The organism is Pseudomonas sp. S2_E01, from assembly GCF_054668365.1.
On the sequence record NZ_CP162762.1, the window covers coordinates 3,869,626 to 3,896,309 of the forward strand.

The 26,684-nt window shown below is 56.0% G+C and carries 27 protein-coding genes; all 27 read right to left on the reverse strand.

From position 1 onward, the window contains the following. Positions 1-23 precede the first annotated feature (23 nt). The gene (locus AB4O36_RS17930; protein WP_460139905.1) at positions 24-980 is read right to left on the reverse strand and encodes a UDP-glucose 4-epimerase family protein; all 957 of its coding nucleotides are present in this window, start codon (positions 978-980) and stop codon (positions 24-26) included. A gap of 7 nt (positions 981-987) precedes the next feature. After that, positions 988-2,115 carry a non-hydrolyzing UDP-N-acetylglucosamine 2-epimerase gene (gene wecB / locus AB4O36_RS17935; protein WP_460139906.1) on the reverse strand — a complete coding sequence of 376 codons (1,128 nt, stop codon included), beginning with the start codon at positions 2,113-2,115 and terminating at the stop codon, positions 988-990. Continuing rightward, positions 2,108-3,118, reverse strand: a complete 1,011-nt coding sequence (locus tag AB4O36_RS17940) for a polysaccharide biosynthesis protein (RefSeq protein WP_460142157.1) — start codon at positions 3,116-3,118, stop codon at positions 2,108-2,110. Before AB4O36_RS17940 ends, wecB begins: the two co-directional genes overlap by 8 nt. 123 nt (positions 3,119-3,241) lie before the next feature. After that, positions 3,242-4,102: a dTDP-4-dehydrorhamnose reductase family protein gene (locus AB4O36_RS17945; RefSeq protein ID WP_460139907.1), complete on the reverse strand. Its 861-nt coding sequence runs from the start codon at positions 4,100-4,102 to the stop codon at positions 3,242-3,244. Positions 4,103-4,125: 23 nt separating this feature from the next. Continuing rightward, on the reverse strand, positions 4,126-5,532 hold the full coding sequence (locus AB4O36_RS17950; RefSeq protein ID WP_460139908.1) for a hypothetical protein: 1,407 nt from the start codon (positions 5,530-5,532) through the stop codon (positions 4,126-4,128). A gap of 6 nt (positions 5,533-5,538) precedes the next feature. After that, positions 5,539-7,029, reverse strand: a complete 1,491-nt coding sequence (locus tag AB4O36_RS17955; protein WP_460139909.1) for a hypothetical protein — start codon at positions 7,027-7,029, stop codon at positions 5,539-5,541. After that, complete coding sequence (locus AB4O36_RS17960; protein WP_460139910.1) at positions 7,029-7,961, reverse strand: hypothetical protein; 933 nt, start codon at positions 7,959-7,961, stop codon at positions 7,029-7,031. Before AB4O36_RS17960 ends, AB4O36_RS17955 begins: the two co-directional genes overlap by 1 nt. Positions 7,962-7,987: 26 nt before the next feature. Then, positions 7,988-9,199 (reverse strand): glycosyltransferase family 4 protein, encoded by a 1,212-nt coding sequence (locus AB4O36_RS17965; RefSeq protein ID WP_460139911.1) that lies wholly within the window; start codon positions 9,197-9,199, stop codon positions 7,988-7,990. A 3-nt stretch (positions 9,200-9,202) separates the two neighbouring features. Beyond that, the gene (locus AB4O36_RS17970) at positions 9,203-10,399 is read right to left on the reverse strand and encodes a glycosyltransferase family 4 protein (protein ID WP_460139912.1); all 1,197 of its coding nucleotides are present in this window, start codon (positions 10,397-10,399) and stop codon (positions 9,203-9,205) included. Between the two features lie 48 nt (positions 10,400-10,447). Further along, the gene (locus AB4O36_RS17975) at positions 10,448-11,569 is read right to left on the reverse strand and encodes an N-acetyl sugar amidotransferase (protein WP_460139913.1); all 1,122 of its coding nucleotides are present in this window, start codon (positions 11,567-11,569) and stop codon (positions 10,448-10,450) included. Next, the gene (locus AB4O36_RS17980; RefSeq protein WP_460139914.1) at positions 11,559-12,332 is read right to left on the reverse strand and encodes an AglZ/HisF2 family acetamidino modification protein; all 774 of its coding nucleotides are present in this window, start codon (positions 12,330-12,332) and stop codon (positions 11,559-11,561) included. The genes AB4O36_RS17975 and AB4O36_RS17980 overlap by 11 nt, the downstream gene beginning before the upstream one ends. Before the next feature lies 1 nt (position 12,333). After that, entirely contained in the window at positions 12,334-12,933 is a 600-nt protein-coding gene (hisH, locus tag AB4O36_RS17985) for an imidazole glycerol phosphate synthase subunit HisH (RefSeq protein WP_460139915.1), read from the reverse strand. Then, positions 12,930-13,109 (reverse strand): hypothetical protein, encoded by a 180-nt coding sequence (locus tag AB4O36_RS17990; RefSeq protein WP_460139916.1) that lies wholly within the window; start codon positions 13,107-13,109, stop codon positions 12,930-12,932. The genes hisH (AB4O36_RS17985) and AB4O36_RS17990 overlap by 4 nt, the downstream gene beginning before the upstream one ends. Next, positions 13,099-14,532 (reverse strand): hypothetical protein, encoded by a 1,434-nt coding sequence (locus tag AB4O36_RS17995; RefSeq protein WP_460139917.1) that lies wholly within the window; start codon positions 14,530-14,532, stop codon positions 13,099-13,101. The genes AB4O36_RS17990 and AB4O36_RS17995 overlap by 11 nt, the downstream gene beginning before the upstream one ends. Beyond that, positions 14,532-15,584, reverse strand: a complete 1,053-nt coding sequence (gene pseI, locus AB4O36_RS18000; protein ID WP_460139918.1) for a pseudaminic acid synthase — start codon at positions 15,582-15,584, stop codon at positions 14,532-14,534. Before pseI ends, AB4O36_RS17995 begins: the two co-directional genes overlap by 1 nt. Further along, positions 15,581-17,098 (reverse strand): UDP-2,4-diacetamido-2,4,6-trideoxy-beta-L-altropyranose hydrolase, encoded by a 1,518-nt coding sequence (gene pseG / locus AB4O36_RS18005; protein WP_460139919.1) that lies wholly within the window; start codon positions 17,096-17,098, stop codon positions 15,581-15,583. Before pseG ends, pseI begins: the two co-directional genes overlap by 4 nt. Then, complete coding sequence (gene hisF / locus AB4O36_RS18010) at positions 17,095-17,877, reverse strand: imidazole glycerol phosphate synthase subunit HisF (protein WP_460139920.1); 783 nt, start codon at positions 17,875-17,877, stop codon at positions 17,095-17,097. The genes pseG and hisF overlap by 4 nt, the downstream gene beginning before the upstream one ends. Beyond that, on the reverse strand, positions 17,871-18,494 hold the full coding sequence (hisH, locus tag AB4O36_RS18015) for an imidazole glycerol phosphate synthase subunit HisH (RefSeq protein WP_460139921.1): 624 nt from the start codon (positions 18,492-18,494) through the stop codon (positions 17,871-17,873). Before hisH (AB4O36_RS18015) ends, hisF begins: the two co-directional genes overlap by 7 nt. Beyond that, the gene (locus tag AB4O36_RS18020) at positions 18,491-19,639 is read right to left on the reverse strand and encodes an N-acetyl sugar amidotransferase (RefSeq protein WP_460139922.1); all 1,149 of its coding nucleotides are present in this window, start codon (positions 19,637-19,639) and stop codon (positions 18,491-18,493) included. The genes hisH (AB4O36_RS18015) and AB4O36_RS18020 overlap by 4 nt, the downstream gene beginning before the upstream one ends. Position 19,640: 1 nt before the next feature. Continuing rightward, on the reverse strand, positions 19,641-20,273 hold the full coding sequence (locus tag AB4O36_RS18025) for a pseudaminic acid biosynthesis-associated methylase (protein WP_460139923.1): 633 nt from the start codon (positions 20,271-20,273) through the stop codon (positions 19,641-19,643). Then, a complete protein-coding gene (gene pseF, locus AB4O36_RS18030) occupies positions 20,270-20,962 on the reverse strand; it encodes a pseudaminic acid cytidylyltransferase (RefSeq protein WP_460142158.1) in 693 nt (230 codons plus the stop codon). Before pseF ends, AB4O36_RS18025 begins: the two co-directional genes overlap by 4 nt. A 2-nt stretch (positions 20,963-20,964) precedes the next feature. After that, positions 20,965-22,104, reverse strand: coding sequence for a UDP-4-amino-4,6-dideoxy-N-acetyl-beta-L-altrosamine transaminase (pseC, locus tag AB4O36_RS18035; protein WP_460139924.1), 1,140 nt, complete (start codon positions 22,102-22,104; stop codon positions 20,965-20,967). A 29-nt stretch (positions 22,105-22,133) separates the two neighbouring features. Then, positions 22,134-22,649, reverse strand: coding sequence for an acyltransferase (locus AB4O36_RS18040; protein WP_460139925.1), 516 nt, complete (start codon positions 22,647-22,649; stop codon positions 22,134-22,136). Positions 22,650-22,651: 2 nt separating this feature from the next. Continuing rightward, entirely contained in the window at positions 22,652-23,929 is a 1,278-nt protein-coding gene (locus AB4O36_RS18045; protein ID WP_460139926.1) for a lipopolysaccharide biosynthesis protein, read from the reverse strand. Then, positions 23,926-25,035, reverse strand: coding sequence for a DegT/DnrJ/EryC1/StrS family aminotransferase (locus tag AB4O36_RS18050; RefSeq protein WP_460139927.1), 1,110 nt, complete (start codon positions 25,033-25,035; stop codon positions 23,926-23,928). Before AB4O36_RS18050 ends, AB4O36_RS18045 begins: the two co-directional genes overlap by 4 nt. Positions 25,036-25,116: 81 nt before the next feature. Further along, positions 25,117-25,710 carry a UDP-2-acetamido-3-amino-2,3-dideoxy-D-glucuronate N-acetyltransferase gene (gene wbpD, locus AB4O36_RS18055; RefSeq protein WP_460139928.1) on the reverse strand — a complete coding sequence of 198 codons (594 nt, stop codon included), beginning with the start codon at positions 25,708-25,710 and terminating at the stop codon, positions 25,117-25,119. An 8-nt stretch (positions 25,711-25,718) separates the two neighbouring features. Continuing rightward, positions 25,719-26,669: a UDP-N-acetyl-2-amino-2-deoxy-D-glucuronate oxidase gene (wbpB, locus tag AB4O36_RS18060; protein WP_460139929.1), complete on the reverse strand. Its 951-nt coding sequence runs from the start codon at positions 26,667-26,669 to the stop codon at positions 25,719-25,721. Between the last annotated feature and the right edge of the window lie 15 nt (positions 26,670-26,684).

Genomic DNA, 26,684 nt, shown 5'->3' on the forward strand with positions numbered 1-26,684 from the left:
CAACCACGTTCTCCTTGCCACACTCAATGCTCCAGGAAATCTTTTGCAGTCTTTGCCAACGCCCCATCCACACTGATTGCCGGGGTCCATTCGAGCAATGACTTCGTTTTTTCTATATCAACCTGCAACGATCCACAGAGACGCTGAGACAGGGCTTTTTTCCCTAAGACTCGCGCGGCGGCGTCAAGCAGCCACATAGGCAAGGGGAGCAAGCGTGCTGGTTTCCCCAGAGCCCGGGCCATCCGTCGCAGCAATTCACTGGTCGACAAGTCTTCATCGTCACTTACCAGAAATACCTGATTCGCGGCGGCGGGATGATGGATGCACGTGACGATCAGGCCGACCAGATTATCCACGGCTACCAGACTGCGCTTGTTCGAAATGGACCCGAGGGGTAACGGCACGCCGCGATTGAGCCAAGACATCATGCTACGAAAATTTGCCTTGACCCCTGGCCCGTAGACCAACACGGGGCGGATGATAACGACCTCCATCCCGGTCCGTGCCGAGAGCGCTTGCAACGCCTGCTCCGCCTCCAGTTTTGAAATACCGTAGGGATCAAGTGGAGACGGTTGATCGTCGGCTGTATACGCACGACCTGGTAGCGTGCCTTCTCCATTGACCTTGATCGAACTCAGATAGATGAACCGTTGAACCCCGCACTGAGCGGCCTGTTCCGCCAGACGCAGCGTTCCCTGGACATTTACCTGACGAAAAACGGCTAGCGGATCGGCTTCGCGTTCGTCCATCACATGCACGCGGGCCGCACAGTGAATTACAACATCGATGCCCTGAAGCGGCTCGCTCCAATCCGTCTCCCGTTCAAGCGCTGGCACATGGCACATCTGCAAACGCGGCAACGCCGACTGAGTTGGCTGTCGATAAACAGAACGCACGACATACTGCGAGTCGTCCAACAGATGGGCCTCGACTGCCGACCCGACAAAGCCACTGGCACCCGTTAAAAGAACCCGCGTCATAGCCCGTTCAAACCTTGTTCCATACTGTGCGATTGATGTAGTCCGTATAGCTCAGGACCACACGAACCACCTGCAAGGAAACCGGTCCCCCCTTATAGTCCGGCACCAGCGGAACCTGGCGCTGGTCACGCGAGTGCTGACTGGTGACCACGCGAACAGCATCCATCACGGAACCACGCTTGAGACCACTCATGATCAAGGTCCCTTCATCCATGCCTTCCGGACGCTCATGGGCATTGCGGAGCGTGACCGCAGGCAGGTTCAGCAGCGAAGCTTCTTCAGTAATGGTGCCGCTGTCGGAAAGGACACAGAATGCCGACATCTGCAGCTTGATGTAATCGAGCAATCCGAAAGGTTTAACGAATCGAATCAGCGGGTGATCGAGAGACTCACCCAGGGCTTCCAACCGCTTGCGCGTACGCGGATGGGTGGAAACGATCACCGGGAAGCCGTAGTGATCGGCTAACGCTCGCAGGGTATCCAGTAAATCGCGAAGGTTATCCGGCGTGTCGACGTTTTCCTCACGGTGAGCGCTGACAATGAAAAACTTGCCCTGTTCCAGTCCGCTGCGGGCCAGCACATCTGACTTCGCGATCTTGGGCATGTAGTAGTCGAGGACTTCCTGCATGTGCGAACCGGTCTTGATGATCGTTTCAGGACGAATACCCTCGGCGATCAGGTAGCGGCGAGCATGCTCGGTCAACACCATGTTGATGTCACTGAGGTGATCCAGCACCTTGCGGTTCAGCTCTTCAGGCACCCGTTGATCGAAACAGCGGTTACCCGCCTCCATATGGAACACCGGAATCTTACGACGCTTGGCGGAGATCACTGCCAGGCAGGTATTGGTGTCGCCATATAGCAGCAACGCGTCAGGCTTTTCCAGTTCGAAGATTTCATCGGACTTGGCAATGACTTCGGCGATGGTCTTGGCGGCCGTATCACCGGCAGCGCCGAGGAAATGATCCGGCTTGCGGATTTCCAGGTCGTCGAAGAACACCTGGTTGAGTTCGTAATCGTAATTCTGTCCGGAGTGCACCAGGACATGGTCGACCTGGCGATCCAGTTCGGCGATGACCCGGCTCATCTTGATCAGCTCGGGGCGTGTGCCGACCAGCGTCATCACCTTAAGCATTGAGTTGCTCCTTGATGTAATCGAGTTTCAGCAAAAGCTCCTTGATACCCGGTACATCCAGGCGCTCCGTATTGTGCGAGGTGTAGTCGTCGAACTCGGATATACGCTCCTCGCCTTCGACGAAGTACTTGTTGTAGTTCAGGTCACGGTTATCCGCCGGAATCCGGTAGTAACGCCCCATGTCCTCGGCCTTGGCCATTTCCTCACGGGAAACCAGCGACTCGTAGAGTTTCTCGCCGTGGCGAGTGCCGATCACCTTGACCTCGTTTTTCTTGCTGAACAGTTGCTTGAGCGCTTCGGCCAGGTCGCCGACTGTCGAGGCCGGGGCTTTCTGAACGAACAAATCGCCTTGCTGGCCGTGCTCGAAAGCATGCAAAACCAGATCAACGGAATCTTCCAGCGACATGAGAAAGCGGGTCATTTCCGGATCGGTCACCGTCAGCGCGCCACCCGTGCGAAGCTGGTCGACGAACAAGGGAATCACCGAGCCCCGCGAAGCCATGACGTTGCCATAACGGGTCGCGCAAATGACCGGGCCATTAGCCGGGATCATGCGCGACTTGGCCACCATCAACTTCTCGGACATTGCCTTGGAGATGCCCATAGCGTTGATCGGATAGACCGCCTTGTCAGTGCTCAACACCACAACCCGCTGCACACCGCTGGCGATGGCGGCATTCAACACGTTCTCGGTGCCCAGCACGTTGGTGCGCACCGCTTCCATCGGATAGAACTCGCAGGACGGAACCTGCTTCAGCGCCGCTGCATGGAAAATGTAATCCACACCGACCATCGCCTGACGCAAGCTGTCGTAATCACGAACATCACCGATGTAGAACTTGACCTTGTCATTGGCCAGGGCGATGCGCATGTCCTCCTGCTTCTTCTCATCACGGCTAAAGATGCGGATCTCACGCACAGCGGTATTGAGAAAGCGCTTGAGGACCGTATGGCCGAAGGAACCGGTACCACCGGTGATCATCAATACCTTGTCGTCGAACATGTAAACCTTCTGAATCATGGGGCTTCGCAACGAAGCGCAATTTAAGATAAAGCCATCTAGCTCGTCGGCTACAAATTACTCAAAACGTCTAGCAGCATCAGCAACAGTCGAAACCAGCAATATTCAACGATCCGTATTCATCTTGCGAATCAGCTCTGACCAACCCGGCGCCACGTAGCCAGTTACCTCACGAAAACGCGAACCGTTCAGCGAGCGATCAATGACCAGTGCATCATCCGGCCGAATGTCAATCTGCTTGCCATACTCCGAGGCGACCAAACCCAGTAAATCAAACTTGGCGATCGGCTCCGCAGCAACATGATACAGGCCATTGAGACTCATGTGAGGAACGACGAAGTCCTTCATAACCCGCGCTAGTTCAACCGTCGGCAGCCCGGAGAAAATTGCCTTGGTAAATCCCTTTACACTCCCCTGCTGAGACAGGAACCAATCGACCAACGCATGGCTCGAACCGAGCTCATGTCCGATGATCGATGTACGTAGCGTAATTGCGTGGGGCAAATCATGCAGCTCACCGATGTACTTGGACTTGCCATACAAATCTTCTGCATCCGAAGCATCGGACTCCAGGTAACCACCCTTACGCCCGGAAAACACGCAGTCGGTGCTCACATGGATTAGCCGCGCACCGCTTAACTCGCACAGCCGGGCCAGCCGATGCGGCAGCATGGCATTAATCGGCAGAGCGGTGAGCGGATCCTTTGCATCTGCCAGATGCTTGATCAGCCCGACACAGTTAATCACCACATCTGGCCTCACCCGGGAGAATGCCGCCGTCAGCGCATCCTGATCGAGCGCATCTACACCAATCAGCAAACGCTTATGCGTTTGAAGCGGAAAATTCCGCAGCGCCGCTGCACTACGTAGCGTACCCCACGTTTCATGGCCTGCATCAGCAGAGAACACACGAAAAACAGCATTGCCGAGCATGCCGGTAACACCAAGAACCAGAACTCGTGCCATGAATCGTAAACCTTCTCAGAATTTCAAATCTTGTAGGAAAAACGCAAAAATCTATCAACGAAAAATAGAATCAGAACATTCAAAAATATGGAACCGAATAGCATGTAACTTTGCAACGGAACATAACCAAAGCTGGTATAACGAAAAGCTACAACCTGAGCAATCAACGCGCAGAACACCAAATTCTTTCCGCCCAGCCGGTAAACCATGTACTCAACAAATGCTGCAACTACCGAGAACGCAAACACTGCGCAAAACAAAAAGAGATAGGACCCAGGATAAAACAGAAAAGCGATATATCCTGGCAACGAAACGAAGTGCGTACCATCACCTCGAGAGTTGTCGTAGGAAGACTCCACAAAATTTTTGTCATAAAAAGAGTTTACAGTTTTATCGAACTTCTCGGAAAGTGCCTCTTTGAACAACGCCCAGCCTTTATCCGTGGAACCGACTACAGACATGACACCTTCCACACCCACCCAACGATCAAGAAACAGAGTGGAGGTCTGCTCCACAACTGCTCCATTACGCTCAGCCTGAGTGTAACCAGTGTAAAAAGCATTCGCACGCAGGTAGTTGACAGACAACACCGACGCAACAAAAAAAGTACCAAAAACCACTACCACAAATCCCGCTAACCCCAAACGCAAGCGAGGCTCTTGCTGCCGAAATTGTGTCACGGCGCCATACATCAATGCAGAGCCGTTAAGGATCATGCCCCGACTCCACAAGGAGATATTGGACAACGCCACCTCCAGTAGAGCGATGACGATTGCGATCCAATAACGATCTCTGTTCAACTCGAATTCGAAACGCAATATAATTGCAGAAATGGACGCCATGCCAAACATTAACAGCCAGGCGTAAACACCATTCAGACCGAAAGGTAATTTTATCCGTTCAACCAGGCCTCGCTGGTAAATACCGAACCATGCGTTGGATATACAAACAGCCAATACCGCCAGAACAAACGCAGTCAGTAGCGCGACGCGATAGTTTCGATAAAAAGCATACAAGCCGGTATAGGATATATTCGGCAGGGTATCAGGATAACTAAAAAAGAAGCGCTGACGAACAAATCGCACGAGTAAAATTGCCGTCAGAGCGCAGCAAACTACAAGTAGCACCTGATCCAGAGAGTCAGGGCTCCCATCGAAAGTCCCCACCGAAATATTAAAGCGACCTTGGGAAAAAGCGGTGTGCACACTGAACTTCAGCCAGAAGCCAATCCACAGCAAGACTCCAATAAAGGAATCGAAAAAAATCGCACCTCGACCGAAGCCAAAGAACAAAACTGCCGTCGAGAGCAAAGTAAACAGTATATAAATCCAGGAACTTCCCTGATATTCGGCCAATGCACAGGCACCGATAATCGCAATTCCCACTAATACTAGTAACCAAGCACTTTTAATCAGAATATCCCAGCGCATAATCCCTCAGAGAACATTTCCGTTTACCGATGAAAGGTGCGCTTTTGGCAGAGAAATCACCGCCAGCAACAAACCCCATAAAAAGAACATTATTACGCCAGAATACGGTTGGCGCAGGCCAACTTTGAACGTGCTGTCGACCACCAGCATAAACATGACCACCAACGCTAGGCCCATGTATGGACTGTGCGCCCAAAAATCCTGCCACCGTCGGCATACGACCGCGAGACTATACAGAGCCAGCGCGATTAGCGGCAACAATCCCAGCAGACCGAAGTTGTAAGCGAAATCGAGATAGTAGTTGAGCGCACTGGGGTACAGCCCTCTCTCTGGCGAGGTAGCATGGCCGAAAAGGGCGCTGTTCCAACTCACGGAAATGCCATCGATATAAAACATCCAGCTCTCCAGATAACCGACCCGCCCCTCGAGCAACCGCATGGAAAGATTGGTCGCCCCCGACAGCGATGTCGGCACTTGCGCCTGCAACACATAACGCATGTACAGAAACGACAGCATCGCCCCGCATATCGCCAAAAGCGGTACGCCTAACAAAGATACCAAGCGTCGCCCTCGCGCCACTTGCTGAACAACAAAGCAAAATACCGCCAGCACGAAGAGTAGCATCGCAAGCAGTGACCAGGACAAAATCACGTAGCCGCCCATCAGCAACGCCAAGGCGCGCAGCCATCCATCAAAACCTGTACGCCCCCAGAGCGTGAACAGTGCAAGCACGAATGCTGCGACGAACAACAACGACGCATACTGCAGGTGCTGATAGATGCTAAAGATGTAGACAGAAGGCGAAAGCAGTACCTCACCGGACGTTAGAGTCGCCAGCAACTGCAAAGGTAATACCGACAGTAGAATGAACAGTGCGGCCTTAGCAACCAGCGTCAGCGCGCCTTCGCGCATGCCAAACTGCTGCCCAAGCACCAAAGCGAACATCGGCAGGATGTATTGGATCAGCAATATCATCTTCTGACTCCCCCCTCCGCTCGCGTCCAGCCCCATTAGCAGACTGGTCAACAGCATGCCGATGAAAACGAAAAACAAACTCAGCAGCGCCAGCCGCGCGTGCGAGTAGCGACCGAGCAACACAATCCCCAGATAACAAGCCAGTACCGACAGGGGAATCGGTAACATAGCCAGCACTCCTCCGTGGCTGAAACTATGGGATGGATCATGAAAAATGCCGCCATTGAGTTGGAAAAACACGGGCAGAAAGATCATCAGCGCAATCATCAGCAGCAGGTTTTTCTGTATGAACCAGCCTGAATCGCGCCAGGAAAGCAGGCCGTGACGTTCACTGGCGTAGAACACCCAGGACAGGAGTGCACCCAGCAAGTACAGCATTCCCAGGGCGTTGACGCCGATCCCGTAATACAAAAATGGAATACTTGCAATCAGCAGAATGTTCGACAACATGTCCGAACCGAACACGTCACCTCCGGCCTCATCCTGGAGAATGCGCAGACGGATGCGCTGTGCCAGCACCATCACGCCCCCCCCATCAAGGAGCAACCCACGGCCAGCCAGAACAAATGGTCCTTCTCCGTCCAGTCCAGCAAATGGGGAACGCTCCACACCCCGGCCACCAGCACCCCACCAGTCAGCAGCATGACGACAAGTATCAGATTGAACATCTTGACCAGACGCCCCGGCCCCGCCGAGCGCCGCTCGTGCCGCACCATGGTCGGCCCCAATGCCTGGGAGAAAACCGCACCTAGAATGCCGCCCAAGGCAAATGCCGAAAACAGATCGCCAGCCACCTGCTTGTCCGCCACCAACAAGATGAACAGGCGGAAAACGTAAACCGACACACCGATAACCGCGGTCGAACCGAAGTGTGGCAACATAAGCCGAATACTGGAAGACAGTGGCACACCACTGTCCAGAGCACGCTTTGGGAGCTCAAGACTCATGCACCCAAGCAATGGCGACAGAGCCCAGAGCAACGTCATGGGTATAGACAAAGGGCCGTCGTTCAACAGCGCAAGCAGCAACGCCAGGCTGAGACAGCCCTGGGTAAGCAAGAAGCGGATCGCTGCGCGTTCCTGCTGACGCAACTCCTGCTCACTGAGAAATATCTCTGCCAACCATTCGACAGCGCGGCGAACCACCAACAGTAGAACAAACCACCAGCTGCTATCCACAACTCCGGCACACAGCATCCACGCCAGCAGGCTAAGCGGCAGCAGCAGAATCAGGCGTAATCGAAGAACTCCGGGAGCATCAATAGCGCCGGATTCAGAGAGAATCAGACTGCGAGCATTGCCCGAAAACGAGTAGAACAGCGCAACCGTGGCACCGTGAATAAGTCCGAAATCCGCAGCCAGAGCGGACTTTCCGAACAGACTCAGTCCGATCATGACCACCATCATGGCGAAGGTGTTCGCCATGAAGGCGACGGGGAAGACCATCACGCGCATCATCCATTCCTTCTCGTCCTGCGCCGTCAGCGCTGCAACAACTCGACCAAACGGGTTACTTGACTGTCCATCTCAAAATGCGCATCGAAGTAGGCCCTTCCCGCCTCTCCCATGATCGCTCGCTCAGCCGCTCCCAGCGCTTTCATGCGTCGGATATTGGTAACCAGAGGCAACACCTGTTCAGCAGGCGAAGTCAGCCCCGCCCCAGCTTCATAGACCACCCTAGCACCCTCTCCGTTCATACAAGCGAGAATCGGCCGGCCAGCGGCGAGGTACGCCTGGATCTTGCTGGGGATGGTCTGGGCGAAGGCCTCTTCATCATTGAGCGATACCAGCAGGGCAGATGCGCGCTCAAAAATCGCAGACATCGCCTCCATCGGAAAACGCCCTGGCAGCACCAAATTGTCCAGCCCCAGCGCCTGCTGCTGCGATTTTAACCAGTCGAGGCGGCTTCCGCTGCCGACCAGCACAAGACGAATATCCGGTTCATCGTGCAGTTGTTCCGCCGCCTGCACCAGCGTATCGAGCGCCTGGGCAGTGCCCAGATTGCCGGCAAACACCACACAGAAATGTTGCTTGAGCAGCGTGTCCAGCTCCGGCGAAACCGCCACCTCCAACCGCTCACTGCGCACATCCATGGAGTTGGGGTAGTACTGAATCTTCTCGAGTGCGGCATAGCGAGCCACCGGCTCGACGAAAGCGCGCGACTGGACCAGCAGCGTGTCGCAATGGCGATAAATCGCCTTGACCATCCAGCCCACCAGTTTGAGCAAATGCCGATTGCGCACGAAACCGGTGGCAGACAGGCTTTCCGGCCACAGGTCCTGCACCCACAAAGCCAGTTTCGCCCTCTTCAGCCACTTCAATGGAATCGCGGGAATGGCCTGCAGGATAGGCGAAGGGGCAAAGACCAGGATGGCGTCGAACTCTCGTTTACGCAGCATCCAAGGCAGAAACAGCAAGCCGGCGAAGACAAAGGAAAGGTAGTTGAGAATCAGGTTTTTCGCCCCGCCTTCCCCTCGTGGCCAAAGCGGAACGCGCAGCACATCAATCTTTCCGAGGTAGCGTTCGTGCTGGGTACCCTTGGCGCTATAGCCCTCGAATATAGTGCCGTCCGGGTAGTTGGGCTTGCCGGTAGCAACCACAACCTCGTGCCCCTGCTCGGCAAGGGTCCGAACGATATCGTTGATAATGAAACTTTCCGGCCAGAAGTACTGGGACAGCATCAGAATGCGCATAACTCAACGACTTGCCTGTGATGAAAGAATATGCCGATAAAGATCGAGCATGCGCACGGCATTGGCTTCGATCGAGAATGTGTGCTCTGCCCAGCTCCTGGCTTGCGTGCCCAACTGGCGGCGCCAGAGCGGAGCCTCGGCCATCCGCTGCAGGGCATTGGCGATCAGCGTCGGATCGGGTGCAGGCACCGCCAGTCCCGTGACCTCATGTACCAGGGCATCCGGCACCGGATCGGTCACCGCGACGACGCTCGGAACGGAATAGAAGGCCGCTTCGAACACCGGCCGACCGGCCGCATCCAAGTGTGATGGGAAACAGAGAATATCCAGTTGCGGATAGAGCGTACGGACATCGCTCACGAAACCGAGCAGCTTAACCTGTTCCTCCAGGCAGTCACGCCGGATCAGCGCTTCGAGTTCGGCACGCATATCCCGAGCGAAACCGAATTTCCCGAGCAGCCAAGCCTTGAAACCAGAAAGTTGGCGCGCGTTCTCGCCAGCGACCAAGCACTCGATACGTACGCCTCGCTCCTTGAGAATACGCACCGCCTCGACAAGCTCGAAGATGCCTTTGAGTGGGATCAGCACCCCCAGAAAACCGACCCTGACCACCTCATCATCCCCTTTGGGTTCTGAGGCCGGGACTTGCCCAGCGACCTTGAGCCCGTTATGGATAATGCTAAGCGGCAAGTTTGGCTCGAGCGTCGCGGCCACCGTATGGTCAATCGCCACTACGGCGTTGGCATAACGGCGTAAAAGAGCGTTCACCCAGCGAGTACGCAAGCCGACGCCCGGCTTGCGCTGCAATGAACGGACATGGACCACCAAAGGCGCGCGCAGCATCCATTTGGCAATCACCGCAAGGGGCAACAAGGTGACTTCGTTGACGTGGATCAGATCGAAGGTTTCCCGGCGCAGGCGCCACAATCCGAGCAGCGAGAACGGCAGCAGGAATAGTTCGCGCAGCAGAATAAGCCAGCGCACCTTGCGGTAGTAACCGTAGCGGGTGTTATCGAACTGGCTCAGCCCCCTGACCGCTTCTACCTGCAATCCTGCCTGGGCAAAGGATTGGCAGACCGGCCCGGCGGGCGTCAGCACAGTGCCGCGCACTCCTGCGCCACGCAACATGGCGTACAACTCGATCAGGCTTTTCGAGGCACCGCCAAACGCTGCCGCAGGGTGCAAAAACAAGACTTTCAAAAGAAAAACCCTTAACAGATCAGAGCCGACAAACCTTATCGAACAGACTCAGGACGAACGCTTCATCTGATACAGCTTGCGGATAAAGTCCCAGGCAAATCGCTCACTGGGATAGGCATCGTGCGGCTTGGCCGACCTTTGCAGGTACGCCTCCAGCTGACCCTCGGTCCACCCCATCTTCTTCAGGAAGTACTTGCGATCACGATCAAGCTCTTCAGACGAGGCATAAGGAGATTGCTGCAGGTGCGTCAATGCCTGCTCGCGGGTCATCTGCCCACTCATCACCAGGGTCGACAGATGCAGCTTGCGCTTATCCACATCGAACTTCTGCGGCAGGATGTAGCCCTGATAGAAGCGTGTGAACACCGATTCGTAGTGCTTGTACGGATAGCGCTTGTAGGCGTATTTGTCTTCAAGCAAGTCCAGCGCCGCGTCCTTCTGGTAATCATAGAAATCGAGGAACGACACCCATTTTATACCGCGCAATACACGATTGTAGATGTAGCCTAGGGTTCCCATGATCGGAAAGGTCCTGATGCGCACCGCATTGCGACGCGCGATCGCCTTGATGTTGCGCTTATCCCACTTGCGCCAGTTCCAGTCCTCAGGCATCGGCATGCCCTCGGTTGCCGAGTTGCTTCCCGAGAGGATGTACTTGATGCCGTAGCGTCGCGCTTGCTCGTAGTTCACCGCCAGCATCGCGTTGTCGTAGAGAAGCTCCACGTCAATCACGTCGGCGTCGAAGAACGACTGCATCAGCCCCCTGTACTCAGGCCAGTCGATAACATGTGTGTATAGGTCGACACCAAGGCTGGTCACCAGATTCTTGATGTTGTTGACCGCCAACTCTGAGTTCCAGTTGTTGTCCATGTGCACGGCCAGTGGCCGAAGGCCTTCGGCCAATGCCAGATGGATTACATAGGAGCTGTCGACACCACCGGAAAGCCCGATGATGCAGTCGTATGGCTTCCCCTCACCGGCTTTTTTCACCTGTTCAATAAAAGCCTTGCGCCGCTGCGCACGTTCGGCTTCCTGAGCGAAAACCACGCCATTGACGCGCTCCTGGAAATACGTGCAGAAATTGCAGATGCCCTGTTCATCAAAAGATATACCGGATGCACTGTCATCCATTACGCAGCGAGTACATACCCTGTGTTCTTTAGGAAACATCTTTACCCCTGAAAAGCGACTCGAGCTCTGAATATTTTGGATAGCTGATGAGCACCGCACGGTGCGGCCCCTGAAGCACAAAGAGGCTGCCGGCAGCAACGGCAGAGGCGCCAGCCTTGACCGCCTCGACAAAGTCCTGCAGTCCGGCCGCACCACCGAGAGCAATCAGTGGCACATCCACTGCCTCTGCGGCGCTTTGAATCAAGCGCAGATCATACCCTTGCTGCATGCCATCACGGTCAACCGAATTCAGTAGCACCTCTCCGGCCCCCGCCGCGACCAGTTCCTTGAGGGTCGACAGCCAGTCGTCTCCGTGTGAGCGCCGCGCCGAAGACGACCACAGGCGATAACGCCCGAGCCAGTCCCGCTTGACGTCGACGGACACCACAACGCTCTGGCTGCCAAACCGCTCGGCAATCTCGGTGACCAGCTTCGGATTGCCCAGCACGGAGGTCTGCAGGATAACTTTCTCCACGCCGGAAGAAAAAATCCGCCGCGCTTGCTCGATCGTGGAAATACCACCACCGTATCCCAATGGCATGAAGCACTCTGCTGCAATGCTCTCGATCAGCGCATAGTCGGGCTCGCGCCCCTGGCGACTTGCATCGATGTCGAGCACCACCAGTTCGTCCACTTCCTTCTCGTTGAAGATACGAATGGCATTGACCGGGTCACCGACGTACTTGTGCTTGCCGAACTTCTGGGTCTTGACCAGACCACCCTCGCGCAGCAGCAACGCGGGTATCACACGATGCTTGAGCACGTCACACCTCGAGAAAATGTCGGAAAAGTTCCATGCCGAACCTGTGGCTCTTTTCCGGATGGAACTGGAAGCCCCAGATATTCGCCCGCCGGAACGCAGCGACGAACGTTTCGCCGTATTCGCACTGGAGCAGAACATCATCGGGATCAGCACATTCAACCCGGTAAGAGTGCACGAAGTAAAAACGTCGCGGACTTTCCGATGGCGGCAACAAGACATCTGCACGCATCTGGTGCACCTCGTTCCAGCCCATGTGCGGTACCTTGAGCGCTACATCGCCCGGCCGGAAACGTCGCGCTTGGGCGTCGACCCAACCGAGTCCGGGCAATCGCCCCTCCTCGCTGCCACGGGTTAGCAATTGCATACCCAGGCAGATGCCCATGATCGGCACCTGGCGCTCGAAGACCGCTTGTTTCAGCGGCGCGATCCAGCCGGCATCGCGCAGGTTACCCATGCAATGATCGAAGGCCCCGACACCGGGTAGGATGAGTTTGCCAGCATCGGCCAATTGCTCGGACGAGCGAATGATCTGCGCCTCTGCGCCGACATGCTGAATCATGTTGACGACCGAGGCCAGATTGCCGCAGCCATAATCGATCACAGAAATTTTTTGCACGGCCAGTATTCACTATCGATTGGGGTTGCTTCGCTTTCAGGCCAGTACCACCCTGCATCAGGCCCGTTCAAAGCGACGCAGGATACCTTGTTCTGATCCATTTTGCCGGTCAGCGAGGCAAGGAACACAGGCCCGTTCTTCTCGAAAATTTCAGCCAGCATTGTTAAGCACGTGGCCAAGATAGTTTTTGTAGTTGCTCATCCAGTCGCTTGCCCAGATATCCTCATCGACAACAGGCAACCCGGAACCCACAGGCTTGAGCAGCTCTTCTACCAAACCTTTTGCATCCACGAATCCGGAGAACGGATGGCTGGGATAACTGAATCGGGCTTTGGGCGTTTCCCACAACAGGACCTTACCGGCAATGCCTATTGCTTCAAACAAACCGGTTGAAACTTCGCCGGCTACAGCCTGCGCGCTGATAAAGGAGCTGTAGATGTCGCGATTGGTATCAATGAAGACGTCCCCGATTTTACCGTCAGGATAACGCCGATGGACCTCCGCACGCTCCAGCGGATGCGGACGCAGCACGATACGGTACTGCCCGCGCAACAGCTCAACCAGCTCGGTGGCCAACGCCACGTAGAGCGGAAACTCGATACCATCGCCCAGTAGAAGGATATCGTTCTGCACACCTTTGGCTAGTGACATACCGCGTCGCTGCTCACTGTAATGGGGATGCCCGATCACCCATTTCTCCACCGGCACATTGATCTGCTTGTTCCACCACGAGCCATAACCGAGGAAGTCGTGCGGTAGACACGCTTTGTATTCGGCACTGTCGCGCAGTAGCGGCGCATAGCAATACGCATCGTGACCACCGGACACCATGCCATGCTGAGGCTCGGCGACGCGTATTCCCATCTCCCGGGCAACTTGGTTGATCGGCGAAAAATCGCCATAGCAAGCCTGTTCCAGCAGGATCAAACGCGGCCGAACCTTTTCCAGCAGACGCCGATAGGCATGATGGACAACCGGGAGGCGAGCCAACTTGCGGGCCAACATTCCAACCAGCATATCCATCTGTGTCGCGGCGATGTTCAAATCGAGAAGGTCATTCGCCCGCTGCCTGGCGTATGCCAGCACCTCACCCGCGATCGCAACATGCGAATCTCGCTGCAACAACCGTCCGGCTAAGGTAATAGCACCCTGCCACGGCAACCAGTAGGAAACCCGTTGATTCCAGCGCGGCCGGGGTACGTTCCAGTCCACCAGACCTTCGACGGTCACAGTATCCGGCGGCGATGCCTGTACCAGATAGTCGGTAATGCGGTTGAACCATCGTCCCTCCCGCAGGAAGCTGCCCGCCCCCGTCCCGATTACCAGAACATCACCACTCAAGCGCCTTTGCCCCAGATTGTGCCGAGCAACACGGGAAAGCGATGCCAGCGCTTGCCCACGTGGCACGGCAGGCACGGCAGCGATCAACGGGGCCTCTTGGTAGTAGAGGTCGGAAATCAACTGGCGATAAAACTGGTTACGGACCAGAGGCCAAAGCAACGCTCCGCTGCGGGGGCAGCGAAACGTCAGAAACGCGGGGTCGTTCTCAATTTCCAGTAGTTGCGAAAAGCTTGGCTGCCGCACTAGATAAGATTCCAGTTGATCGGCGTGCCGCGCTTGATGGTTTGTTTCGCACGCTTGCCTATCACCTGCTCGAAGTACTTCGGTGGCAGCCCCAGACCTGGCCGGATAATGCGTACGTTGGCCGGCGACAGCAGCTCACCCTCTGCGATGTCCTCGCTGGCATAAATGGAGCGGCGGAAAACCCGGCTCTTCTCTTCGGCAGCGGTGGCGCCATAGCTGACACGTCCCAAGGACTGCCAGGCACGCTCGGTTTCGATGACCAACTGCGCCATTTCGGCAGGCTCCATCGAAAACGCACTGTCGACCCCGCCTTCGGCACGGCTCAGCGTGAAGTGTTTCTCGACCACAGTCGCGCCCAACGCAACACTGGCGACGGACACCCCGATACCCATGGTGTGGTCGGACAATCCCACTTCGCAGCCGAACAATTCGCGCAGGTGCGGAATGGTCAGAATATTGGTGTTCTGCGGCGTCGCCGGGTAGGTACTGGTGCACTTGAGCAATACAAGATCCTTGCAACCGGCCTGCCGCGCAGCACGTACGCTTTCGTCCAGCTCCGCCACCGTGGCCATGCCGGTGGAAATGATCAACGGCTTGCCCGTAGCTGCCACACGGCGAATCAACGGCAGGTCAGTATTTTCGAAGGATGCGATCTTGTAGCAGGGTACGTCCAGCGCCTCGAGAAAATCGACCGCCTTGTCATCGAATGGGGTGCTGAACGCGATCATCCCCAACTCGCGTGCCCGGTCGAAGATCGGTTTATGCCATTCCCACGGAGTGAACGCCTCGCCATAGAGTTTGTACAACGAAGTACCGGCCCACAGGCTGTTGGGGTCACTGATGTGGAACTCGCCCTCATCCAAGTCCAGCGTCATCGAATCCGCGGTATAGGTCTGAATTTTCAGAGCATGGGCGCCGGCGCGCGCCGCCGCCTCGACGATTTCGAGAGCCCGCTCGAGGGACTGGTTATGGTTTCCTGACATTTCAGCAATGACGAAAGGCGCATGACCAGGGCCGATGTGACGATTTGCAATTTTGAATGATTCAGTCATAGCTCATGCAACTTCTTTGAAAATCGAGTGTTGTCGATGTCATAGCCTGCGGCCATGAACAGCCCATTGGAGCGTTTGTTGGATCCCTTGACATGCGCGTGCAGCCAACGCACATCAGCGCAATGCCGGAAAATCCAGTCCTCGGCGCTTTGAAGCAGATCACCACCGCGGCAGCACGAGGCCGCATCGGGGACTAGGTAAATGGACACCTCTGCCTGACCACCTTCTTCCAGGTCAAAACGCACAACCCCCGCAGGCTCTCCGCCCTGTTCGCCTATCAGCAGCTTACGTCGCGGATCTGCGAGCACTGACGTGAACCAGCGGCAGTGATTCTCCCAGGAAATTTCCTCGGTATTTCGAGAAACAGCGCGGATCGAGGGATGGTTACGCCAGAGATACAGGGCGGCAGAGTCCAGTGGCTGTGCGGCACGCATGTCTACACCAGTGCACCCCATGTGTGCAGCCAGGCGTTGCGCACCTAAACCATCCACGGCAGCCATGCCCTGGTTCGAAATCAGCGCGCGCAGAGCAGGATTTTGCTGGAGGGCTTTCAGGTGTAACGCGAGATCCGCCTGAAAGTTATCCCCAACGGGAAGGGTATAGACCAGGCCCCGGCTTGCTGCATCGGCCAACTGTCGAGTCTGATTGTCCGCAGTGCTGAGTGCCAATGTTGGCAGTCCAAGACTACACCGCTCCCACGTTGCCGTTCCACCTGCGCCAATCGCCAGATCAGCGCCGGCCATCAGCTCAGCCATTCGCGTGGTCTGCACATGACAACGGTAACCCTGCTGCTGGCACAGGGTCTCGATAGCAGCACGCTGCGGATGTAACGCACCAAGCACCACATCGACCTCAATGCCTGCCTGAGCAATACCTGGTACAGCAGCCAGCGCCTGGCCAGTGAAATTGTGTTCATCGACGCCGCCGAAGAACACCAGCACCCGCTTGATCTCCTCCCCACGGGGAGACAGATTCACGCGAAGGCGACGAAAATCTTCGCGCAACAGCGCGAAACGCGGCCCCAGCAGCCGTTGGCATGCCTGGGACACCTTGCCGTCATAACGCGACTGCATGTCGTGATACAAATTCTGATCCAGCAGCAGGTCACAATCATGTCGACGATCCGCTAGGTCATCGATCACCAAGATCCTGCGCACGGTTTGTCGTAAACGCGTCTCCCAGTGCCGGTCGAGGGCATAGTGATCGACAATCAACCAGTCCCACGTCTGTCCCTGTAACGCCTCAAGACTATCGACAGCATCAGTGACCTGCGTCGTACCCAACCAGTCGGCATGCGCCAGCTCGGTATCGGATGTGTCGTTCTCACGTGCAGGCAGGCTGCGCAGCGCATGCCCGTGACGCGCCAGCAACTGCGAAAGGTGCGACGGCAACTCGCGGCACAGAAAGACGCACTGTGCACCACGTTGCGCGAGCGTGTCGGCGAGGGTAAGGCAACGCATGAAGTGCCCGGTCCCCATTCTCTGGCCGGCATCGACACGCAAAACGACGTTCAAGAACTCGCCTCACCCAGGAAATTGCGCCTCATCGGAATGCCAGCAGCCTGCATTGCAACCTTGGCGCCAGCAGGCGTCAGCTCGGTGAAGTGAAAGATACTGGCCGCAGCCACGGCTGAAGCCCCCGCCTGCTTTACCACATCAATCATGTGCTGATAACTGCCGGCCCCCCCGGAAGCAATCACAGGGATATCCACGGCCCTGGCAATTTTTTCCACCAGTGCCAGGTCATATCCACCCATGGTGCCGTCCCGTTCGATGGAGGTCAGTAGAATCTCGCCCGCTCCACGCGCAGCCAGTTCTCTGGCCCACGACTCCACTTCACGACCGGTGTCCTGGGTGCCTGCATGGCTGAAGCAGCGATAGCTCCCATCATCCATGCGCCGGACATCGACGCTCGCCACCACGCATTGCGCACCAAAACGCGAGGCTGCCGCCTCAATCAACTCGGGACTGGTGTAGGCCGCGCTATTGATGGCAATTTTGTCGGCACCACTGTGCAACAGCGCCAACACCTGCTCAACGCTGGTGATACCGCCCCCCACCGTCAGCGGCACTGCGCATTCTTCGGAATAGTCATTGACCGAATCATGGTCCGGCAATTCACCTTCCTGAGTTGCAGTGATATCCACCAGAATCAATTCGTCCACATCGCGCGCGTTGTAGACCTTGATCGCGGGCAGCACGGGGCCAACCCGCCGCCAACTATCGAAGCCGGCACCTTTCACCAGCCCGAGCCCCTTCCAGAGCAGAGTGGGGATGACACGAACCTTCAACATGGCGAATAGCCCAGGAAGTTACGAAGTAGACGTCGGCCCGCCTTGGAGCTTTTCTCCGGGTGGAACTGACAACCAAATACATGTCCCTGGCGCACAGCCGCGGTCAGGTCGACGCCGTAGGGAACGGTCGCTAGCTTATGTTCAGCTGCCTCCGTAACAAAGGCATAGCTATGCACGAAGTAGAAGTCCGACCTGTCCGGGATACCGTTAAAAAGAACGTCGCTGCCGTCGTGACACGCTTCGTTCCAGCCTACATGCGGTATACGCAACGTGCAGCCCAGCTCGTCCAGGCGCCGCACTTGACCGGGGATCAAGCCGAGCCCGGGCGTAACGCCATTCTCATGGCCTTCGCTGGCTAGCAGTTGCATGCCCAGGCAAATACCCAGCAACGGTTTGCCCTGCTCGCCCACTACCTCACGCAGTGCCTCACTCCAGCCACCGTGATTGAGATGAGCCATGCCTTCCTTAAACGCCCCGACACCCGGCAGCACGATACGATTCACGTCGTACAGCGCGGACGGGTGATTGGTGATTATCGGCTCGGCTCCCAGCTCCTCGAAGGCTCGGCGTACCGAGCTCAGGTTGCCCACCCCGTAATTGACGATGGCGACTTTCATACGTTGTCGTGATTCAGCTTTACAAGGTTGCCGTGTCGATCCTTGGCCAGCACGCCGGAGGCATCACGCTTGAAGATTTTCTTGTTGGTAAACCGGTCACAGATCTTGATGAACTCGTCCGTGGTCATTTCCAGCGGCTCGAGTATTTCCGCGATTGGCTTACCCAGGTAGGTCCAAGGAAACTTGCCGTCACGCGCCTTGACGATTTCAACGGCATCCTGTCGTGTGATACGTCCACGCCGTACATGCAAGCAGGCGATATCAGTGGCGCGAGAGAAGCCGAACTTCAGGTACTTGAAATAGTCATGAATACCAGTCTGGTGATTGTCCAGGTTTTCGTAGTTGACCATCGACCCCTCAACCGGCTGATCGTTGGTAATGAAACCGTGTGCCTGGGCAATCAGGGTGTTGGAAAGTCCATCCCATGGCAGATAGTGCCCGAGGAACAGGCCGGTTACGCCAACCCGCTGCAGGTCCTCGTCCGAAGGGTACTGGTAAGGCAGCAGGTGGCGCGGTTCAATGCCGTAGGTCTCGGAAAGATCGGACACGCGCAACCCCAGCAGCCCGCCAAACTCTTCCAGCCAGCGACGGGTAAGGGTGTTGTTCTCGGTGGCTGCCGCGGGTCCGCCGTATTCATTCTGCGAGTTTTCACCCCAGACGATCAGTGGCACGTTGTATTGCACAGCCGCACGCACCGGGATCGTGAAGATACCCACGTGCTCAGGCCAGGAAATATCACCGACCTCGGTCAGGCCGATGCGATTGAGTTTGGCACGCACCAGAGGGTTGGGTGAAAACTGGACATGATCAACGCCCAGACGCTGAAGATTCTGGATATTCCGCCGGCCGTTTTCACTCTGGTCACAGGTAGTCGAGGTGACGCACAGCGGGTTCAAACCCAGCTGCAACATCCGGATGACCTGATAGGTGCTGTCCTTGCCTCCGCTTACCGGAACAATGCAATCCCAGTTACTGCCATGGCGTCGATACTTTTCAAGCAGCGTCATAAGCTCGCTTTTGCGCTGGTCCCAATCGACTTCCTTGCGTTTTTCGAAGGAACGGCAAGCATTGCAGACGCCTTCCTCGTCGATATGTAGGTCCGGCTTGGTGTGCGGCATCACGCAGCGAACGCAGTACTTCAACATCTCAAACCCTCTTTTCCATCAGGAACCAAGTGATGTCGTCCTGCGGAAACGCCGGGTCACGGCGGTAGGCAAAACCATAATCAACCAGTCTAAGGTCCGGGTACTTATCCATCATCTCGCCAGCGAAATCGCGCTTGAACAGGCGATCGGCATGACCGCGATAGGAAATGGCGACAGGTGAAGGGTTGTAGTACTCACACACCAGCACGAAACGCCGGGAGGCGCTATAGAGCTTCTCATAGACCACCGGCAACATGTCCGGGTTGATATGGATGAGCACGCCCTTGATCAGCGACAGATCGACTTGCTCGTTCACCGGATAATTGAAGATCGAGCCTTCATGGACATTGTCCTGACCAATATTCGCCCGCAACTGCTTCGCAGCGTCAGGGTTAATCTCGATACCATGCAGGTCGATGCCCGGATAAAGCAACTGCAATGCCCGCAGGTTCATACCAATGTTGGCACCAAACTCGATGCCCGAAGAAATCCGGCCAGCCTGCTTGAGTGCCTTAGTGAAGAAATTCAGGTTGGAGGCCAGCAGTTGCTGACTGTCGTTACGGCCGATGTACTCGGACCCGAAGTCACCCGCCCAGAACTCTTCCTGCGGTGTCACAAAATCCGATGCACTCATTGTCTCTGGTCACTCATCAATTGTTTGAAAATCATTTCAGCGCGAATCCAATCGTCCATAACGTCGATATCCTGAACCCTCCAACGCGGAATGCAAACCGGCGTTGAGTGGCGATCGAAGACTTTCAGTCCTTGGGTCCAAGCATCAGCGCGCCCCCAGTAGAACTGACCGGCATCGTGCAAGGCGACTGGCAAATCCTGGGAACGCGTTGTGAAAAACTCGGGAAACAGCATAGACACACCGCCTTCCGCAGACGCCTGAAAGGCGCGATAAACGGAAGGAGAAAACTCGGCAACCGAGAACGCATAGGCCCAGACTCCGGAATGGAAAATCTCCAGACCACGTGCCAGATCTTCAGGCCGAATCAGCGGCGCAGTCGCATAAATGCAGCATACTGCCGTGACGGAAACGCCCTGATCTTGCAACCAGCGTGTTGCATGGGCGATCACCTCGGTGGTCCCGGCGTAGTCGTCGGATAACTCCGGCGGCCGCACGAAGGGTGTTTCTGCCCCCCAGGCACGCGCGACCTCGGCGATTTCCTCATCGTCAGTGGTGACGATTATACGCTCGAACAGACCACTCTGCTGCGCAGCCAGGATCGACCAGGCGATCATCGGTCGTCCGCAGAACTCCTTGATATTTTTGCGCGGAATGCGCTTGCTGCCGCCTCGTGCAGGTATCACTGCCACCTTCAAGACAAGGCCTCGCGGAGCAAATCTACCACGCTTTGCTGCTCTTCGTCGGTAAGGTCATAGAACAGCGGCAGACTGAAGGCCTCGGAGAAATAGCTTTCAGCCTCGGGAAAGTCGCCCGGCTTGAACCCCAGGTTGCGGTAATACGGCTGGGTATGCACCGGGATGTAATGCACCTGTACCCAAATATCTGCGGCGCGCAATTTGGAGAACACATCCAGGCGACGTTCCGCCGGTACCCGGATTGGGTACAGATGCCAAGCCGACTCTTCGCTGGCCTGCGGCAGAACGATGGGCAGATCAGTCAGAAGCGCATGATATTGCCGCACCAGTTGGCGACGACGCGCAATGAACGGCGAGAGGCGCACCAGTTGACTGAGGCCCAATGCGGCTTGCAGGTTGGTCATGCGGTAGTTGAAGCCCAGTTCAATCTGCTGGTACTCCCATGGCCCCTGCGGAACACTGACCATCTCGTCGTTGCCCTGCGCAATGCCATGGGTGCGCAACCGAAGCAAACGCTTCGCCAATGCCATGTCATTGGTCGTCAGCATGCCGCCTTCACCGGTGGTAATGATTTTCACCGGGTGGAAGCTAAAGACAGTGATATCGCTGTACTGGCAAGCACCGACTGGCATGCCTTGATGCTCAGCGCCCACTGCGTGCGAGGCATCCTCGATGATCCGGAAACCATATTCCTTGCCCAGCGCCGCGATGGCCTGCATGTCGCAACTGCGACCAGAGAAATGCACCGGAATAACCACTTTTGGCAGACGGCCAACCTCGCGTGCGGCCTCCAGCTTTTCGGCCAGCAGCTCCACACTGAGGTTGAGCGTTTGCGAGTCGATATCGACGAAGTCAATGTCGGCGCCGCAGTAAAGCGCGCAATTGGCACTGGCGACGAAGGTGTTGGGGCTGGTCCAGACCAGATCTCCCGGCCCTACATCCAGCGACAGGCAAGCGATGTGCAGCGCGGCAGTGGCATTGCTGACAGCCACTGCATGCCGGGCCTGGCAAACCTCGGCCACGGCTCGCTCGAAGCTGGCTATGCCGGGTCCCTGAGTCAGCCACTCCGAACGCAGCACCTCAACCACCGCTGCAATATCGTCATCACTAATATTTTGTCGACCGTATGGAATCATAAACCCTACATCACAAGTTTTTACTGTGGTTAAGAAGCCGCGCTGGCAGCCTGCTGCCGCTTCTTCCTAATGAGCTTTGCCGGCACACCGCCCCAAATCTCATCCGGCGGAATATCTCGTGTTACTACACTATTTGCACCAACTACACTATTTGCACCAATTAAAACACCCGGAGTGATTAGGACGTTTGCCCCAATCCAACACGCTTCGGCAATTATCACATCGCCTGCTTTTGAAGGCACCGGCTTCACACGAAAATCGCTATCCGGCAAAACGGATTCAGTGAATATCCGCACGTTCGATGAAATATGGCAACCGATGCCAATTTGCACACTGAACCCGGAAGAAGCATGCACGGTGGAGTTATCACCTATGTAGCTATTCTCTCCTAGGCAGATCCTTCCGTCTCCGTACAGCAAAATATTCTTGCCATTGAAACGAAAGAGTGGCGACACGCCATAGCGTGCGCGGAACTCAGAATAAATCACTCGCCAATAAAGAGCACTGAGGGCAAGCAGCACCCTGACTAAAAACCTGCGGGCCATGCTTAGCATCTTGGATTACTCTGTGCGCTGAACAGTGAGCGCCACGGCAGAGGGAACACCTTCTGGGCCAGGCGCCATGCCCCCATAAAGAACATAAACTGAACAAGTACATAGGCCCACGCGGCGCCAATTACACCCACCCAATTCACCAGCGAATACGTCAGCGCGACGCTCAGCAAACCGACCGCCAAAGTGAGTTTCGCCAAAAGCACGGTTCGCTCAAAAAAGAACAGGAATCCCGCCACCACATAATACATCCCCATGAATGCATTGCCGAAACCGATTAATTGCGCGATCGGTAGCGAGGCACTGTACTGCTCGCCGACAATGAAGGGATAAAGGTACGGCAAAAATGCCACATAGCCGAGTGCCAGCACCAGGAAACCTGCAAAGACTACGGCACATTGGCGGACCATACGAAGGCCGGTTGTCGAGTCCCGGGTTTTCAATTCGGAAAAGAGATGAGGACCAAAAGCCTTGACGAAAGCATCTGCCAGCAACCCAACCACCATTCCCATCTGCAGGCCCACCGCGTAAGCGCCCGTCACACCGATGCCCAGCAGATGAGTAATGATAAATCGATCACTCATGGCGATCATCATTGCACCTACTGCATGGGGGATCAGTGGCACGCCAAAGCGCAAGACTGACCGGACATATTCACGCTCCAGACTCCAGCGAACCAGCCGCCGACGCTGTAGACCGTAGAGCGCTAGGCCGGCAAATAGAAAGCCCACCAAAGTAATACCCAGCACCCGCCCTTCCCAACCCAGACCGAGAAAAAAAATCAAACCGAGGGAAAGCGAAAGGTTCAAGAACGTCTGCAGGATCTGGAACAAACCGTACCGCATCACCTCGTTTCGGACCTGCCAGATCACCAGACGGACCTGAACGATGGACTGCGCAGCCGAAACCAGCACAGCGACCAGCAGCCAGTTTTCGGGAATCTCCGTCGAGCGGGCAAGCGGCCCGGCCATCAGCCAAACCACCAGCAGTACCAGGCTAGTACTCACCGCCAGGACACCAAGACATGCGCCGACAAAGCGCGGGTGATCAGTGCCACTATCAAAATGACGCACGCTGACCGCACCATGAATACTCAGCCCGGTGAACGCCGAAAGCGCACCCACCACAGTGGTGAACATGGTCACCACGCCATACTCCGATGGCGCCAGAACCCTTGTGAGAACGGGCAGGAGGAAAAACGGGATGGCACTGTTGATGACATTCGCCAACGCGTATGTAGCAGTGGAATTCAGCAGTCGCTTCAACGCCGTCATACAGTTTTTCGCAATGCTACTTGTAACGCGTCAACCACCTGCGCCTGTTGCTCCTCGGTCACATCCGGTCCCATGGGTAAACTCAACACCCGCCGACTGCATGATTCGGCAATCGGGAAGAAGCCCCGGCCCTGGCTCAGATACTCAAACGCCGGCTGGAGATGCAGCGGCACCGGATAGTGCACAGCCGTAGGTACACCGAGCGCATTGAGCGCCTTGGACAGTTCATCACGAGCATCGACCTGCAAGGTGTACTGCGCATACACACTGCTACGATCAGGTAGAACGCAAGGCGTGACGATCCCCGGACAAGCTGCTGCGATCAACCGATCGTATCGCTCTGCCACTTGAGTCCTGCGCCCGACTTCCCAGTCGAAACGCTCCAGTTTTGCCAGCAGAACGGCAGCCTGCAGGCTATCCAGCCGGCCATTGAGACCGATACGCGGATGGTGGTAGCGTCGGTCCTGCCCGTGAATGCGAATCTCGCGCATGGCTTTGGCCAACTGATCATCATCGGTGAACAATGCACCACCGTCGCCATAGGCACCCAGCGGTTTGGACGGAAAGAAACTGGTGGAGCCAATAGTGCTCAATGCGCAGGAGCGACGCCCTTTGTAGGTGGCGCCAAATGACTGGGCCGCATCCTCAATGACCGGCAAGCCGTACTTGTCGGCCACCGCATTGATGGCATCAAGGTCGGCGCATTGCCCATACAGGCTGACCGGCATGATCGCCCGAGTACGTGGCGTGATGGCGGCTTCTATCCTTGCGGGATCAATGTTGCCGGTATGGGGTTCGACGTCGACAAAGACCGGCGTTGCGCCCAGCAATGCGATCATCTCGCCCGTCGCGATGAAAGTGAAAGGAGTAGTGATGACCTCATCACCCCTCTCAATTCCCAAAGCCATCATGGCGATCAACAATGTGCAGGTGCCGCTGCTTGCACTGATGCAGTGTTTAACCCCCACATACTCGGCAAGTCGAGTCTCGAGCTCGACCACTTCAGGGCCCATGATGTACTGGCCATGCTCGAGTACACGGTCAATGCGATCTCGGATCGAATCCTTGAGCTCACGGTATTGGGTCTTGAGATCGATAAATTCCATAAATCACTTCGTTATTGGCGGCTTGCCACCGTGAAAACATGTCATGACTCGGACGATACTGCGAACCTGACAGACAAGCTGCTAGATCGTCGACGCGCCTGTTTCCCTACGCAATTCATTACCACTGAGCACGTAACGGTCGCCGCTGTGCTCGCACACCACCGAGCCCTCGCCCGTGACAGGCAATTCCAGCTGCTCGCCGAACTCGCTCATCCAGCCAATTTGGCGAGCAGGCACACCTACCATCAGTGCATACGCCGGTACCGGTTTGTTGATCACTGCACCGGCACCTACGAACGCGTACTCGCCAATGACAACACCGCAAACAATCGTGCAGTTGGCACCCAGCGTGGCGCCTTTTTTCACGAGAGTATCGCGGTACTCATTCTTACGATTGATCAGCGAACGAGGGTTGTAAACATTAGTGAACACCATGCTCGGCCCGCAGAACACGCCCTCCTCCAAGGTGACGTTGTCATAGACCGAGACATTGTTCTGAATCTTGCAGTTGTCCCCAATCACCACATTGTTACCGACAAACACGTTTTGCCCGAGGGATACGCCCTTGCCAATACGTGCGCCACCGCAGACATGAACAAAATGCCAGACCCTGGAGTCGTCTCCGATCTGCGCGCCGTCGTCAACAATGGCGGAAGGATGAATCTGGTAACTCATGTCCTACCTCAGCGACTCAGTGTTGCAAGGAAAGGATGGCCCTCGTCGTTCTGTGGCGCGACGATGGCAGACGAACGAATAGTATTCACGGTCTCTACACAGTGACGCGCGTCTTCGATGCAATAACCACGGCCCGCGAGAATTTCCCGGTAGCTGGTGGTATGCAGGTCGGTGAAACCTTCGGAGAATTCCATTTCATCGCCATCAACGGTGATGGAACGGTAAGTGGGCTTTTTACCTTTGACGGAATCCGGCAAATCATTGGCATCGATCGACAGGAACCAACGCACTCGGGCCTTTTCGTATTCCAGATAACCAGCCGCCTTGTAGTCATTGGCAAAGTGCACAACATTACGTTGCAGCTTGCCGAAGATGAAATGCAACATGTCGTAGAAGTGCACGCCGATATTCGTGGCGACACCGTAAGACTTGCGCGGATCGCCCTTCCAGCTCTCCATGTACCACTTGCCCCGCGATGTGATGTAGGTGAGTTCTACATCGTATTTACCGTCGTGAGCTTCTGCGGCAACCTTTTCTTTAAGGTCGAGAATGGCCTGATGATGGCGCAGTTGCAGAATGTTGTAGACGCGTTTGCCGGTCTCACGCTCGACCTGCGCCAGTTCGTCCAGTATTTCAGGCGTTGGGACCAGTGGCTTCTCGCAGATCACATCACAACCAAGCCGCAGCCCCGCCGCGATGTGCGAATGGTGCAAGTAGTTGGGTGAGCACACTGCGACGAAGTCCAACGCGGTAGACGGATCGCGCTTGAGCTGCCATGCGTGTTCGATGAAACGCTCGAACTCGGTAAAGAACTCGCTTTGCGGGGACAGGCTGTCGATGATGCCGACGGAGTCGTTGATGTCGTAGGCCGACACCAACTCGTTGGCCGTGTCTTTGATAGCGCGCATGTGCCGCGGGGCGATGTAGCCGGCGGCACCAATAAGGGCGAAACGTTTCAAAAGGAACACTCCAGC